We start from the raw sequence: 14007 nt of genomic DNA on the forward strand, positions 1-14007 counted from the left end.
GGTCGCGGACTGGATTCCGCCGAAAAGCCCTTGCCTCGGCGAAGCTCCCGCCGACTGGCGATCCAACGCTCACGGCGCATCTTTCGCCCTCCCGCGCGCGCCCTTCGGTTTGGCGCGAAGGCGCGCGACGCAAAAGAAAAGGGCCCGGCGTCGCCGCCGGGCCCTCAACTTCGGTGGTGATCTTGATCTTAGAAGTTGATCGAGATCGTGGAACGGCGGTTCAGCGGTTCCTTCACACCGTCGCCGGTGGCGACGGCCGGGGCGCTTTCACCCTTCCAGTCAACGGCCAGGGTGTCGGCGGCGACACCGGCGCCGACCAGGGCGTCAGCCACGGCCTTCGCACGACGCTCCGAGAGCTTGGCGTTGTACTTCGGCGAACCCGAGGTGTCGGTGTGACCGACAACCACCAGCTTGGTGGCGTGACCCGAGGTCGCGTAGGTCGCGGCTTCCGAAACCACCGACTGGGCTTCCGGCGTCAGCACGTACTGATCGAACGGGAAGTAGACGATGAACTCGCGCGCTTCGTACTGCACCGGCGGCGGAGGCGGCGGGGGCGGAGGAGGCGGCGGGGGCGGAGGCGGAGGCGGCGGGGGCGGCGGGGGCGGCGGCGGCGGGGGCGGCGGAGCGGCGAAGGAATAGCGCAGACCGACGGTCAGCGATTGGTCCTTGTACTGGCCCTCGAACGCGCCGGGGTTGATCGGGCCCGAGCCGGTGGTTTGCCAGGCGTGATCCTGGGTCGCGAACCAGCGATAGGTCACGTCGACCTTCAGCTTGTCGGTCGCCTTGATCGAAGCGCCGGCGATGGCCTGCCACGCGACGGCGATGTCGTCGTCGTCGGCGGTCAGGTTCTGGATGGCCGGGTTGGTCGCGGTGACCGGACCGACGCCGCTGAACTGACCCAGCGCGTCGACGTCCAGGCGGTTGATGCCCACGCCGGCGCCCAGGAAGGGGTTGATCCACGAGTCCGGCGCGAAATCGTACAGGACGTTGACCATCAGCGACCAGGAGTCGATCGAGCCCGACGGGCTGCCGCAGGTCGGAGCGGCCGCGGTGCGGGTCACGCCGGGCGTGCAGAGCGCGTACGGCTGCTGACGGACCGGGTTGCCGCGAACGCTGGTCAGGTCGCCGGGGCGATAGCCGCCCTCGACTTCGGCGCGCCAGTTCGGGTTGAACTGGTAGCCCAGGCGGACGAAGCCGGCCCAGTCGTTGTCGGTCGACCAGGTCCAGTGCGCCGGAGCGCCATCCCGCAGGGCCAAGTCTGATTCGGTATTGATGCCCTCGGGCCAGTGATAGCCGAGGTCGACCGCGCCGTACCAGCCGGTCTCTTGGGCCGAAGCGGCGCCAGCGGCGAACACCGCGGCCAGAGCCACTCCCGCCAGGAGTTGGAGTTTCATATCAAGAGCCCTCTATTGCCCTGCACCGGCCGAGACCGACCGAGCATTGTTATACCAAGGCGCACGATCCGCGAAAGTGTCAGCAGAGCAACACCTGCCAGGTTTCGGCGCCCCCTTAGAGAAGACGCCGCGAACACCTGACCGCCCCCACAGAATCAACTTCCGAGCGTTTCGGCTGACTGTCTCGGAAAAAGCGCCAGCGTGGTACCGGTTCGCACGTGAATCCGCGCAGCGCAAGGCCTTGAGCACGTTTTGCCCTGCGCAGACGCCTAAAAACGTCGCATTCGGCCGCGAATTCCACCGCAGCGCACAAAGGGCGCCGGCTACCTCAGTCCAGGGTACGGCGATAGCGCGACATGGCGGCGGCGGCGATCGCCACGACAAATACCGCCAGGGCGGCAAGACTTGTCCACAGGTCCGCAAGTCCCAGCCCCTTAAGTAAAGAGCCGCGCACGACCCGCAGGAAATGGGTCACTGGAATCACGCTGCCCAGGGCCTGGGCCCAGGCCGGCATGCCCCGGAACGGGAACATGAAGCCCGACAGCAGAATCGACGGCAGAATGTAAAAGAATGACATCTGCACGGCCTGCAGCTGGTTGCGGGCCACGGTCGAGATCAGGAAGCCCAGCGACAGCGACCCGAGGATGAACAACACCACGCCCAAGGCCAAGGCGTCCCAGCCGCCCGCCATCGGCACCGAGAACAGCACCCGCGCCAGGATCAGGATCACCACCGTCTGGATCAGGCCGACCACCACATAGGGCGACAGCTTGCCGATCATCACCTCGATCGGCTTGGCCGGCGTGGCCAGCAGGCTCTCCATGGTGCCGCGCTCGTATTCGCGGGTCATGCCCAGCGAGGTCATCATCACCAGGGTCAGGGACAGCACCACGCCCAGCAGGCCGGGCACGATGTTGTAGGCGGTGATGGCCTCGGGATTGTAGCGGCGGTGGATCACCACCTCGAACGGGTCCTTCCCCGTCTGGGCCGCCGCGCCCACCAGGTCACGCGAGAGCGCCGTGCGCGGAAGGTTGGCCAGGGCGGCGATGGCCCCGCCGGTGGCGGCGGGGTCGGAGGCGTCGGCCTCGACCAGGATCTGGGCGTCGTCGCCGCGCACCACCCGGCGGGTGAAGTCGGCGGGGATGGTCAGGGCGAACTGCACCTCGCCCCGGGCGATCGCCCGGTCCAGCTCCTCGGGCGAGGCGGCCTCGCGGACGATCCTGAAATAGCCGTTGTGGGCCAGGGCCGAGAGGGTCGAGCGGGCCATCGGCCCGTGGTCCTGCACCAGCACCGCCGTGGGCAGGTCGCGCGGGTCGCTATTGATGGCGTAGCCGAACAGCATCAGCTGGACGATCGGCATGACCAGGATCATCGCATAGGTCAGCCGGTCCCGCGTGAGCTGGATGAACTCCTTGGTCAGCACCGCCAGGATGCGGTTCAGCGACAATCCTCGACCTGAAGATTGGCCGCGATCTGGAGCCCCCGGATCGGACGACCGGGCGCTCATTGGAAGTTGTCCTTCGACGAGGCCATCAGCTGGATGAACACGTCCTCCAGGGTCGGCGAGACCTCGCTCCAGACGAAGGGCGGCTTGCGGTAGGGGGCGATGGCCGCCTCCAGGGCCGCGCGGTCCTGGCCGCTGACGTGCAGGGCGGCCCCGAACGGCGCGGCCATGGCCACGCCCGGCGCCTCGGACAGCGCGCGGCCCAGGCGGTCGGCCCCCGGCCCCTCGGCGCGGAAGGTGGTCAGGCCCGACTGGCCGATCACCTCGTCCAGCGTGCCGCGCGCCATCAGCTTGCCATAGGCGATGTAGGCGATGTCGTGGCAGCGCTCGGCCTCGTCCATGTAGTGGGTCGAGACCATCACGGTCAGGCCCTCGGCCGACAGGGCGTGAATCTCGTCCCAGAACTCGCGCCGCGCCTGGGGGTCGACCCCGGCGGTGGGCTCGTCCAGCAGCAGCAGGCGCGGCTCGTGCAGCACGCAGGAGGCCAGGGCCAGGCGCTGCTTCCAGCCGCCCGACAGGCTGCCGGCCAGCTGCTTCTGGCGATTGACCAGGCCCAGGCGGTCCAGGGCCTCGTCCACCCGCTGGCGACGGCGGTCCAGGCCGTAGATCCGGGCCGTGAAGTCAAGGTTCTCGCGGATCGACAGGTCCTCGTAGAGCGAGAACTTCTGGGTCATGTAGCCGGTCTGGCGCTTGATCGCCTCGGCGCGCCGCCGGAAGTCCAGGCCCAGCACCGCGCCCTCGCCGCCGTCCGGGGTCAGCAGGCCGCACAGCATCCGCAGGGTGGTGGTCTTGCCCGAGCCGTTGGGACCCAGGAAGCCGGTGATCTTGCCCGCTCCCACCTGGATGGTCAGGTCCTGGACCACGTGCTTGTCGCCGTACGACTTGTCCAGGCCGCGAACATCCACCGCCAGATCGGCGGCGGCGGGGTCGGCCGCGCTCACTTTCCCGCCCCCTTCAGCGGGACCACGTCGACCGGCAGGCCGGGCGGCAGGTCGGCCGGATGGTCCGGCAGGGCCTCGACCAGGAACACCAGCCGGTCGCGGGCGTCGCGGCTGTAGATCACCGGCGGGGTGAATTCGGCCCGGGGACTGACGAAATTGATCCGGGCCCAGAGACCGCCCTTGCAGCCGTCGCAGGCGAAGGCGATCCGCGTCCCGGGCCGATAGAGCGCGACCTCGGCCTGGGGCACGTAGAAGCGCAGCCGCACCCGGTCGTCGGCCAGCAGGGCCACCACCGGCTGGTTGGCCGCCACCCACTCGCCGGGCTGGTAGAAGACGTCCTGCACCCGGGCGGCCGTCGGGGCCCGGGGGCTGATCTGGTCGAGGCGGCTTTGGGCGGCCGCCAGCTGGTCGCGGGCCGCGGCGGCCTGGCTCTGGGCGGCGCGGACGGCGTCCGGCCGCGCGCCCAGCGTGCCGACCCGGCGCTGCTGCTCGACGGTGCGGACATTGGCCTGGGCGGTCCTCAGCGCCGCCTTGGCCTGGTCCAGCCGGGCCGGCGCATAGATCCCCCGGGCCGCCAGGGGCGCGACCCGGTTGTAGTCGGCCTGGGCCTCCGCCAGGGCGGCTGCGGCGGCGGCGCGCTGGGCGTCATAGACCGCCAGCTCGTCGGGCCGCTGCCCCTTGGCGGCGTCCAGCGCCTGGGACTGGGCGGCGGCGGCCTGGGACGCGGCCTGGTCGCGGGCGGCGACCAGCTGGCCGGCGTCCAGGGCGAACAGCGGCTGGCCGGCCGCCACCCGCTGGCCGCGTTGCACCGACACCGTGCTGACCGGCCCGGCCGCCGACGCCCCGACATACAGCGTCTCGCCCTCGACATAGCCCGACAATCGCCGGGGATGGGCCGCGCCCGACCCCCAGATCCGCCAGGCCACGAACCCGACCAGCAGGACCGCCGCGACGGCCAGGGCGATGCGGACCGGCGGCTTCATGCGCGTCCCTCCCCGGCCTCGACCAGCATGCCCTGCAGCACGACCTCGGCGTGCTGGGCCAACAGGGCCTTCAGGTCGATCGGCTTGACCCCGACCGGCACGAACACCTCGCGCCACAGCACCCCCAGCAGCAGGGGTCCCGCCAGGCTGAACACGTAGAGCTGGGGATCGCCGGGCCGCACCTCGCCGCGCGCCTGGGCGGCGGCCACCGCCCCGCTCATCGCCCCCAACATCACCGAGACCACGTCCTCGTGCCAGACCTTGGCCAGCTCCGGGAAGTTGCGCGACTCGCCGATCACCATCTTGGCCACCGCGCCCAGGCGCCCCTCGGTGATCACCTCGGCGATCCGGGCGAAGACCAGGCGGATCAGGTCGCCGAACGGCAGCGGGCTCTGGCCGACGAAGGCCGCGACCGTCGCCAGGTTCGGGGCGATCGTCTCGCGCACCACCGCCCGGAACAGGTCCTGCTTGGTCTCGAAATAGAGATAGAGCGCGCCCTTGGAGACCCCGGCCCGGGCGGCGATGTCGTCCAGCCGCGCGGCCGCGAAGCCCTTCTCGGAGAACACCGCCAGCGCCGCGGCGATGATCTCGCCAGGCCGGGCCTCGCTGCGTCGTCGCCACTTGGGTTGGCCGGGGGGCATGGGGGAGCTCGAGATATATAACTGACCCGTCAGTTATATACGAAACGGCGACGATCGCAAGCTTCGGCGCTCGCACGTGAAGGCCCGCACGTGAACGCGATGTCACTAGGTCGAAGAACCGGACCTCCATAAGCTGCGCGGCGACGCCAGGCGGCGCCCGACAGCGGCGCCCTCGCGTCCATGAGCCCCAGCAGCGGACCGCGTTGATGAGATCGACCGACCCGAAATCCTCGCCCCCGCATTCGAACGGCCTGGCTCGACGCGAGCTTCTCGCCCTGGCGCCGGCGATTCCGCTGGCGCTTTCAGGAGCGGCGAACGCGGCGGACGCGGTCGATCCGGTCGGCGCGCTGGTCGCGGAATTCGTGCGGGCGGGCCGCGCCGACGGCCTCTCCGTCGCCGTCGTGCACGGCGGCCGCACGCGCTTCCACAATGCCGGCGTCATCGCCCGCGACGCCCGAACGCCCGCGACCGAGCGCAGCGTCTACGAGATCGGTTCGATCTCCAAGACGTTCACCGGCCTGCTGCTGGCCCATGCGATCGGCGAGGGAAAGGCCGCCGCGTCCGACGACGTGCGCCGCCACCTGCCGCCGGGCTACGACAATCTCGAGCGCGACGGCCGCCCCGTGCGGCTGATCGACCTGGTCGACACCACCTCGGCCCTGCCGGACAGCCTGCCCGACTGGCGCCAGGCCGTCGGGGGCGCCAAGCCGGCGGAAATCCCGTTCATCGCCGCCAAGCTCCTCGACGGCTATACGTCGCAAACGCTGATGGCCGACCTGCGCACGGCCAGCCTGGTCGACACCCCCGGCCGGGTCCCGCGCCATTCCAACGTCGCCTCGCAGCTGGTCGGGATCGTGCTTGAGCGCCTCTATGGCCGCCCCTACGAGGCGCTGCTCGCCCAATATGTCGAGACGCCGCTGGGCATGGGCTCCGGCGCGGCCGCGCCGCCGCCCGCCTTGCTCGCGCTGGGCTACGATCACAGCGGCCCCGCGACGCCCGCGCTCGCCGCGCCCGTCATCCGCGCGGCCGGGGGCTTGCGCTATTCGGCGGCGGACATGGCGCGCTATCTCGCCGCCCAGCTGGCCGCCCGCGACCCGGCCATCGCCCTGACCCACCAGCCGGCCTGGGGTTCGCCCGACGCCGCCGCGATCGGCTTCCACTGGATGATCGCCAAGACCGCCGACAGCCAGGTCTACCTGCGCCACAGCGGCGGCACCTTCGGCTTCTCGAGCTATTGCGACTTCTATCCGGGCCAGGGCTACGGGATCGTCCTGCTCGCCAATCGCGCGGGCTTGCAGGACGCGCTGCAGTCGGCCGCCGACGCCGCGCACGAGGCGCTGTTCGGCCGGCCCCGCGGCCTCGTGGCGCTGGAGGCCGCGCTGGAGCGGAGCCGCTACGCCGACGTCGGCGCGACCGTCGCCGACACGCGCCGCCGCTTCCCGGAGCTGCACCTCAGCGAGGACTACGTCAACGCCTGGGGCTACCGCCTGCTGCGCGCGCCGCGCCCGACGGAGGCCAGGGCGATGCTCGGCTACAATGCCGCCCAGCGCCCCGACAGCTGGAACGCCCATGACAGCTACGCCGAAGCGCTGGCGGCCGCGGGCGACAAGACCCAGGCCGTCGCGGAGTACCGCCGGTCGCTGGCGCTCAACCCGGCCAACGACAACGCCGAGAAGATGATCGCGCGGATATCGGCCGGCCAGTAGACGCCGCGCTACGTCCTGCCCGCGTCCCTAAGCCGCTTGCGCTTGCCGCCCAGGGCGTCCGGGCGGTTCAGGACCTTGCGGTACTCGTCCCGCCGCTCGTGGATCGAGGCGATGACCAGGCCCATGGGCACGCCGATGTCGACCAGCACGGCTTCCGACAATTGCAGCGACGCCTCGATGGTCTCGGGCACGGCGTCGGTGGCGCCCAGCTCGTAGAGCCGGGCGGCGTGGCGGGCGTCGCGGGCCCGGGCGACGATGGTCAGGTCGGGGCGGTGGCCGCGCGCGGTGGCCACCACCGCCTCGGCGGCGTCCGGCGAGTCCATGGTCACCACCACGGCCCGGGCGTAGTCGAGGCCGCAGCGCTCGAGCAGCTCCACCCGCGAGGCGTCGCCGAAATAGACCTGGTGGCCGTTGCGGCGGCCCTGCTGGACGAAGCCGGGGTCGCGGTCGATGGCGATCCAGGGCAGGTCGTGGCGGTCCAGCATGTCGCCGACCAGCCGGCCGACCCGGCCGTAGCCGACGACCAGCACCCGGCCCTGCGGCTCCTCGCCCTGGTGCTCGGGAATCTCGGGCGCCTCGCTGACCGGGACCGCGGCGCGCTTGGCCAGCCGCCCGCCGATCCCCGCCAGCAGCGGGATCAGGAACATGGTCAGGGTGGCGGCCACCAGCACGGCCTGGCCGACCTGGCCGGAGACGACGCCCGCGCCCATGGCGTTGTCCAGGATCACGAAGGCGAACTCGCCGCCTGCCGCCAGGGTCAGGGCCGCCTCGATCGCCGCCCGGCTCGACAGGCCGAAGAGGCGGCCCATCCCCATCACCATCACACCCTTGACCCCGATCAGGCCGGCGGCGACGGCCAGCACGAAGGCCGGCGAGGCGACCAGCAGCGACAGGTCCAGGCGGATGCCCAGCGACACGAAGAACAGGCTGAGCAGCAGGCCCTTGAACGGCTCGATCTTGACCTCGACCTCGTGGCGGTACTCGGTCTCGGCCAGCAGGATCCCGGCCACGAAGGCGCCGAGCGCCATCGACAGGCCCGACAGCGACGCCACCAGCCCCGCGCCGATGATCACCAGCAGGCAGGCGGCCATGAACATCTCTTCGCTCTTGGCTTTCGCCACCGAGCGCATCATCGGCCGCAGGGCCAGGCGGCCGAACAGCACGATCGCGCCCAGCCCGACCACGGCCGGCCCCAGGGCCAGCAGGTCGCGCAGGGTGAAGGTCCCGTCGCCCCGGCCCAGGATCGCCAGGGTGATCAGGATCGGCGCCACCGCCAGGTCCTGGAACAGCAGCACCGAGAAGGTCGCCCGTCCGCCCTCGGAATGCAGGCGCTTGCGCTCGACCAGCACCGGCACGGCGATGGCGGTCGACGACAGGGTCAGGGCCGCGCCGATCGCCAGGGCCGCCACCGGCGGCTGGCCCAGGACCATGGCGACGCCGCCCAGGGCCAGGGAGCAGCCGATCATCTGCAGGGCGCCCAGGCCGAAGACCAGCTTGCGCATCAGCCGCAGCCGCTCCCACGACAGCTCCAGCCCGATCATGAACAGCAGGAACACCACCCCGAACTCGGCCAGCTGGGCGATTTCCTGCGGGTTGTCGACGGTGACGTAGTCCAGCCAGGGCAAGCCGCGGCTCAGCGCCCCCAGGCCGAACGGCCCCAGGATGACGCCGGCGATCAGGAAGCCGAGGATGGGGTTCAGCTTCAGCCGCTTGAACAGCGGCGCGACGATGCCCGCCGTGGCCAGGAACAGCACCAGGTCCTTGTAGTCCGCCGGCGACATCGCATGGCTCACGTGGTCTTGCCCCTCTTCGCGCGTTCCTAGCTGGCGATCTTCAGTCTTACGCCCGCCCCGGCCTCGGCCCCCTGGTCGTTTCCAGGCGGGATCAGCGCGACGCCGCCGGCCTCCAGCGCGTCGATCAGTAGGCGTTCGGTGCTATGGTGCAGGGCGTGGCGCTCGGTCTCGAAATCCTTGACCGTGCTGCGCGACACCCCGGCCCGGTCGGCCAGCTCGCCCTGCGACCAGCTGAGCAGGCCGCGCGCGCCGCGGCACTGGGCCGGCAGGAGGATTTTTGCGTGGGGCATCTGGCGCTCCTGGATAACGTCGCCCATATTGGTTGAGTACGCCCGAAAATGTTGACCGTCAAGGAGAGCCTTTGCATCACACCTCGCTGATCGCCACCATCGTCGCGGGCCTGGGCCTGGCCTTCGTGTTCGGGGCCATCGCCAACCGCCTGAAGCTGCCCGTGCTGGTCGGCTACCTGGTGGCCGGCGTGGTCGTCGGGCCGTTCACCCCCGGCTATGTGGCCGACCAGGAGCTGGCGCCGCAGCTGGCCGAGATCGGGGTGATCCTGCTGATGTTCGGGGTCGGGCTGCACTTCTCGGTCAAGGACCTGATGGCGGTGCGCAAGATCGCCATCCCCGGCGCCGTGGTGCAGATCCTGGCCGCCACGGTGATGGGGATCGGCCTGGCCCACCTGCTGGGCTGGACCCTGGGGGCGGGCGTCGTGTTCGGCCTGGCCCTGTCGGTGGCGTCGACCGTGGTGCTGCTGCGCGCCCTGCAGGAGCGGCGGCTGATCGAGACCGACCGCGGCCGCATCGCCGTCGGCTGGCTGATCGTCGAGGACCTGGCCATGGTGCTGGCCCTGGTGCTGCTGCCGGCCTTGTCGGGGATCCTGGGCGGCGAGGCCCCGCCGCCGGGGCCAGGCGGCGTCGCGGGGGCCTTCGCCATCACCATCGGCAAGGTCGCCGCCTTCGTCGCCCTGATGCTGATCGTCGGCCGCCGGGTGATCCCGTGGATCCTGCACCGCATCGCCCACACCGGCTCGCGCGAGCTGTTCCGCCTGGCGGTGCTGGCCATCGCCCTGGGCGTGGCGTTCGGCTCGGCCGCGCTGTTCGGCGTGTCGTTCGCCCTGGGGGCCTTCTTCGCCGGCATGATCATGGCCGAGAGCGAGCTGTCGCAGCAGGCGGCCAACGAGACCCTGCCGCTGCGCGACGCCTTCGCGGTGCTGTTCTTCGTATCGATCGGCATGCTGTTCAACTGGTCGGTGATCCTGCGCGAGCCCCTGGCCGTGCTGGCCACCCTGGCGATCATCGTGGTCGGCAAGTCGCTGGCCGCCTGGCTGATCGTCGTCGCCTTCAAGCGGCCGCAGAGCGTGGCCCTGACCATCTCGGCCAGCCTGGCCCAGATCGGCGAGTTCTCGTTCATCCTGGCCGGGCTGGGCGTGTCGCTGAAACTGCTGCCCAAGGACGGCCAGGACCTGATCCTGGCCGGGGCCATCCTGTCGATCCTGATCAACCCGGCGCTGTTCGCCCTGCTGGACAAGGTCCTGCCCAGGCTGGTCGGCCGGGCCGGCGAGCCCGTCGCCCCGGCGGCGGCGGCCCGCCCGCACGGCGTGCTGGTCGGCTACGGCCGGGTCGGCAAGGCCGTGGCCGAGGGGCTGAAGGGCCGCATGCCGCTGGTGGTGATCGAGGACGAGGGCGAGCGGGCCGACGACCTGCGGGCCGGCGGTTTCGAGGTCATCCAGGGCAACGCCGTGCGCCCCGAAGTGCTGCTGCGGGCCGGCCTGGCCGAGGCCACCCACCTGTTCGTCGCCGTGCCCAGCCCGTTCGAGGCCGCCCGGATCATCGAGCAGGCCCGCGCCGCCAACCCGGCCGTCAAGATCGTCGCCCGGGCCTATACCGACAACGATGTCGACCTGCTGACGCAGATGGGGGCCGACCACGCCCTGATCGGCGAGCAGGAGATCGCCCGCGGCATGCTGGCCCTGGCCCCGAAACGGGCGGCGGCGGCGGCCTCGGTGCATTAGGGGCGGTCGACGCTTGGAAGACCATCGGCGGCAAAAAGCCGTTATCATCCCGGAAGCCTCGAAGAGGCTGTCTGGGACCCCAGGGATCGACGCACCGCGGAGGTCCTGGGCCCCGGCGCTTCGCTGCGCTACGGCCGGGATGACCATTTCAGGGGTCGGGTTCGATCGAAGCCCGATCGGCCGCCAGCTCAACAGGCCGCACCACCACCGCCCGTCATGTCGGGCATGAAGTCCCGCTGTGGAGACACGCCATGAACCGCTTCGCCCTCGCCTTCGCCGCCGCCTTGACCTTCACCGCCCCCGCCTACGCCGGCGACTATCGCGTCGGCGGGATCGAGATTCGCCATCCGTGGACCCGGCCCGCCCGGGCCGGCGCGAACGGCGTCGGCTACCTGACCCTGGTCAATGTCGGCGGCAAGCCCGTCAAGCTGCTGATGGTCCAGAGCCCGGCGGCCCGCGCGGTGACCGTGCACCAGACCAGCCAGGAGGGCGGGATCTCGTCGATGCGGCCGGTGACCGGCCCCCTGAAGATCGCGCCGGGCGCCAGCGTCGCCTTCGCGCCCGGCGGCTATCACCTGATGCTGACGGGCCTGACCCGCGCCCAGGCCGTGGGCGGCAAGGTGCCGCTGACCCTGGTGTTCGACGGCGGGCGGCGGATCCGCATCGAGCTGGCGGTGGAATCGGGCGCCCCGAAAGCCGGCGCCGCCCCGGCCGCGGCGGATCCTATGGCTGACATGCACCACGACCACTGAAAACATGACAAAAAAGTAAGGGACGAAACGCCCCGGTTGATGGCCAAGTCACGGTTCGGTTTTTCAACGGATCGCGACTTCATGAAACGAATCTGGTTCGCCGCCGCCGCCATGGCCGCGCTGTCCCTGGCGGCCTTCGGGGCGAACGCCCGCGAGGACCACGACCACGCCTGCCTGAACGACGCCTGCACCCTGCAATCGCTGTTCGTCGCCGCCGACGCGCCGGCCGCCGGCCCGGCGACGATGTCGCTGGAGTCGCCGCGCTATGGCGACTGGGGCTTCGACGTGACGGGCATGGACCGCTCGGCCAGGCCGGGCGACGACTTCTACAAGTACGCCAACGGGACCTGGGACGCCAACACCGCCATCCCCAGCGACCGCACCCGCTACGGCAATTTCGACAAGCTGGCCGAGCTGTCGGAGGCCCGCACCAGGGCGATCATCACCGAAGCCGCCGCGAGCAAGACACCCGACGCCGACACGGTCAAGATCGGCGCCGCCTACAGGGCGTTCATGGACGAGGCCCTGGCGGAGAAGCTGGACGCCAAGCCGATCGCCCCGGAGCTGGCCGACATCCGCAAGGTCGGGACCAAGGACGACTTCACCGCCCTGATGGGCCGCAACCCCACCACCGGCTTCTCGGCGATCCTGGGCCTGGGCATCAGCCCCGACGCCAAGAACCCCACGCGCTACGCTGTCTACGCCGCGACCGGCGGCCTCAGCCTGCCCGACCGCGACTATTATCTCGACGCCAAGTTCGCCGAGAAGAAGACCGCCTACGAGGCCTATGTCGCGCAGATCCTGACCATGATCGGCTGGGACAAGCCCGCCGAGAACGCCAAGGCCATCGTCGCCTTCGAGACCCAGCTGGCCGAGGCCTCCTGGACTCGCGCCGAGCGTCGCGACCGCGACAAGACCTACAACCCCATGACCCTGGCCCAGCTCCAGGAGCTGACCCCGGGCTTCGCCTGGAACCGCTACCTGGTCGGGACCGAGCTGCCCCAGATCGACCGCGTGGTGGTGACCACCAACACCGCGTTCCCCAAGTTCGCCAAGATCTACGCCGACACGCCGCTGGACACCCTGAAGGCCTGGCAGGCGTTCAAGGTCGCCGACGGCGCCGCGCCGCTGCTGTCCAAGCGCTTCGTCGACGCCAGCTTCGCGTTCCGCAACAAGACCCTGGCCGGCCAGCCCGAGCAGAAGCCGCGCTGGAAGCGCGCCGTGGCGTCGGTCAACGACCAGCTGGGCGAGGCGGTCGGCCGCGTCTATGTGGCCCGCTACTTCCCGCCCGAGTCCAAGGCCAAGATGATCGACCTGGTCGACAACATCCGCGGCGTGCTGAAGGCCCGCCTGGAGACGCTGGACTGGATGTCGCCGCAGACCAAGGCCCAGGCCGAGGACAAGCTGGCCCAGTTCACCGTCAAGATCGGCTATCCCGACAAGTGGCGCGACTATTCCAAGCTGGTGATCAAGGCCGACGACGTCTACGGCAACGCCCTGCGCTCCGGCGCCTTCGAATGGCGCCACGACGTCGAACGGCTGAACCAGCCGGTCGACAAGACCGAGTGGGGCATGACCCCGCAGACGGTCAACGCCTACTACAATTCGGTCAACAACGAGATCGTCTTCCCGGCCGCCATCCTGCAGGCCCCGTTCTTCCATCCGGACGCCGACCCGGCCGTCAACTACGGCGGCATCGGCGGGGTGATCGGCCACGAGATCAGCCACGGCTTCGACGACCAGGGCCGCAAGTCGGACGGCAAGGGCGTGCTGCGCGACTGGTGGACCGCCGAGGACGCCGCCAAGTTCAAGGCCCAGGCCGACAAGCTGGGCGCCCAGTACGGCGCCTTCGAGCCTCTGCCCGGCGCCAAGGTCAATGGCCAGCTGACCATGGGCGAGAACATCGGCGACATGGGCGGCCTGGCCTTCGCCCTGCAGGCCTATCACGCCTCGCTGGGCGGCAAGCCGGCCCCGGTGATCGACGGCTTCACCGGCGACCAGCGGGTCTATCTGGGCTGGGCCCAGGTCTGGCGCTCGAAGATCCGCGACGACGCCCTGCGCCAGCAGGTGGTCAGCGACCCCCACTCGCCGGCCTACTACCGCGTCAACGGCACGATCCGGAACCAGGACGGCTGGTACAAGGCCTTCGACGTCAAGCCGGGCGACAAGCTGTACGTGGCGCCGGAGGACCGGGTGGACATCTGGTAGGCAGGCATCCTCGAGTTCGGAAGCCGGGCCCTGCCGGCCGGGGCCCGGCGATGATCAAGGATCATCGACGG

General features: G+C 70.6%; 11 protein-coding genes. 4 read left to right on the forward strand and 7 right to left on the reverse strand.

What is annotated here, in order from left to right; all coding sequences use genetic code 11:
• Window positions 1-188: 188 nt before the first annotated feature.
• The 5 genes from BM066_RS27270 to BM066_RS12115 all read right to left on the reverse strand — a co-directional run bounded on the left by BM066_RS27270 (window position 189) and on the right by BM066_RS12115 (window position 5463).
• Window positions 189-1394, reverse strand: a complete 1206-nt coding sequence (locus BM066_RS27270) for an OmpA family protein (RefSeq protein ID WP_026176546.1) — start codon at window positions 1392-1394, stop codon at window positions 189-191.
• 328 nt (window positions 1395-1722) lie between these two features.
• Window positions 1723-2901: an ABC transporter permease gene (locus BM066_RS12100; RefSeq protein ID WP_049801099.1), complete on the reverse strand. Its 1179-nt coding sequence runs from the start codon at window positions 2899-2901 to the stop codon at window positions 1723-1725.
• Window positions 2898-3839: an ABC transporter ATP-binding protein gene (locus BM066_RS12105; protein ID WP_018062048.1), complete on the reverse strand. Its 942-nt coding sequence runs from the start codon at window positions 3837-3839 to the stop codon at window positions 2898-2900. Before BM066_RS12105 ends, BM066_RS12100 begins: the two co-directional genes overlap by 4 nt.
• Window positions 3836-4822, reverse strand: a complete 987-nt coding sequence (locus BM066_RS12110; RefSeq protein WP_018062049.1) for an HlyD family secretion protein — start codon at window positions 4820-4822, stop codon at window positions 3836-3838. The genes BM066_RS12105 and BM066_RS12110 overlap by 4 nt, the downstream gene beginning before the upstream one ends.
• Window positions 4819-5463 carry a TetR/AcrR family transcriptional regulator gene (locus BM066_RS12115; RefSeq protein ID WP_018062050.1) on the reverse strand — a complete coding sequence of 215 codons (645 nt, stop codon included), beginning with the start codon at window positions 5461-5463 and terminating at the stop codon, window positions 4819-4821. The genes BM066_RS12110 and BM066_RS12115 overlap by 4 nt, the downstream gene beginning before the upstream one ends.
• Window positions 5464-5669: 206 nt before the next feature.
• Between BM066_RS12115 and BM066_RS12120 the strand changes: the two genes are divergently transcribed.
• Window positions 5670-7169 carry a serine hydrolase domain-containing protein gene (locus BM066_RS12120; RefSeq protein ID WP_018062051.1) on the forward strand — a complete coding sequence of 500 codons (1500 nt, stop codon included), beginning with the start codon at window positions 5670-5672 and terminating at the stop codon, window positions 7167-7169.
• Window positions 7170-7177: 8 nt separating this feature from the next.
• Here the strand turns inward: BM066_RS12120 and BM066_RS12125 are convergent, their stop codons facing one another.
• The gene (locus BM066_RS12125) at window positions 7178-8950 is read right to left on the reverse strand and encodes a cation:proton antiporter domain-containing protein (protein WP_369823245.1); all 1773 of its coding nucleotides are present in this window, start codon (window positions 8948-8950) and stop codon (window positions 7178-7180) included.
• Window positions 8951-8988: 38 nt separating this feature from the next.
• Complete coding sequence (locus tag BM066_RS12130) at window positions 8989-9252, reverse strand: helix-turn-helix transcriptional regulator (RefSeq protein ID WP_049801103.1); 264 nt, start codon at window positions 9250-9252, stop codon at window positions 8989-8991.
• A gap of 71 nt (window positions 9253-9323) precedes the next feature.
• On the opposite strand from BM066_RS12130, the gene ybaL reads away from it, so the two are divergent.
• From ybaL to BM066_RS12145, 3 genes are all read left to right on the forward strand, one after another.
• On the forward strand, window positions 9324-10976 hold the full coding sequence (gene ybaL / locus BM066_RS12135; protein ID WP_018062054.1) for a monovalent cation:proton antiporter-2 (CPA2) family protein: 1653 nt from the start codon (window positions 9324-9326) through the stop codon (window positions 10974-10976).
• A 251-nt stretch (window positions 10977-11227) separates the two neighbouring features.
• A complete protein-coding gene (locus tag BM066_RS12140) occupies window positions 11228-11728 on the forward strand; it encodes a copper chaperone PCu(A)C (protein ID WP_018062055.1) in 501 nt (166 codons plus the stop codon).
• Between the two features lie 81 nt (window positions 11729-11809).
• The gene (locus BM066_RS12145; RefSeq protein ID WP_018062056.1) at window positions 11810-13936 is read left to right on the forward strand and encodes a M13 family metallopeptidase; all 2127 of its coding nucleotides are present in this window, start codon (window positions 11810-11812) and stop codon (window positions 13934-13936) included.
• The last annotated feature ends 71 nt before the right edge of the window (window positions 13937-14007 follow it).

The sequence above is a fragment of the Caulobacter sp. UNC279MFTsu5.1 genome (assembly GCF_900114015.1).
In the GTDB taxonomy this organism is placed as follows: domain Bacteria; phylum Pseudomonadota; class Alphaproteobacteria; order Caulobacterales; family Caulobacteraceae; genus Caulobacter.

Coding starts and splice junctions, on each gene's coding strand:
- BM066_RS27270 (WP_026176546.1), bottom strand. CDS start 1,394: ATGAAACTCCAACTCCTGGCGGGAGTGGCTCTGGCCGCGGTGTTCGCC.
- BM066_RS12100 (WP_049801099.1), bottom strand. CDS start 2,901: ATGAGCGCCCGGTCGTCCGATCCGGGGGCTCCAGATCGCGGCCAATCT.
- BM066_RS12110 (WP_018062049.1), bottom strand. CDS start 4,822: ATGAAGCCGCCGGTCCGCATCGCCCTGGCCGTCGCGGCGGTCCTGCTG.
- BM066_RS12115 (WP_018062050.1), bottom strand. CDS start 5,463: ATGCCCCCCGGCCAACCCAAGTGGCGACGACGCAGCGAGGCCCGGCCT.
- BM066_RS12120 (WP_018062051.1), top strand. CDS start 5,670: ATGAGATCGACCGACCCGAAATCCTCGCCCCCGCATTCGAACGGCCTG.
- BM066_RS12125 (WP_369823245.1), bottom strand. CDS start 8,950: ATGTCGCCGGCGGACTACAAGGACCTGGTGCTGTTCCTGGCCACGGCG.
- BM066_RS12130 (WP_049801103.1), bottom strand. CDS start 9,252: ATGCCCCACGCAAAAATCCTCCTGCCGGCCCAGTGCCGCGGCGCGCGC.
- BM066_RS12140 (WP_018062055.1), top strand. CDS start 11,228: ATGAACCGCTTCGCCCTCGCCTTCGCCGCCGCCTTGACCTTCACCGCC.
- BM066_RS12145 (WP_018062056.1), top strand. CDS start 11,810: ATGAAACGAATCTGGTTCGCCGCCGCCGCCATGGCCGCGCTGTCCCTG.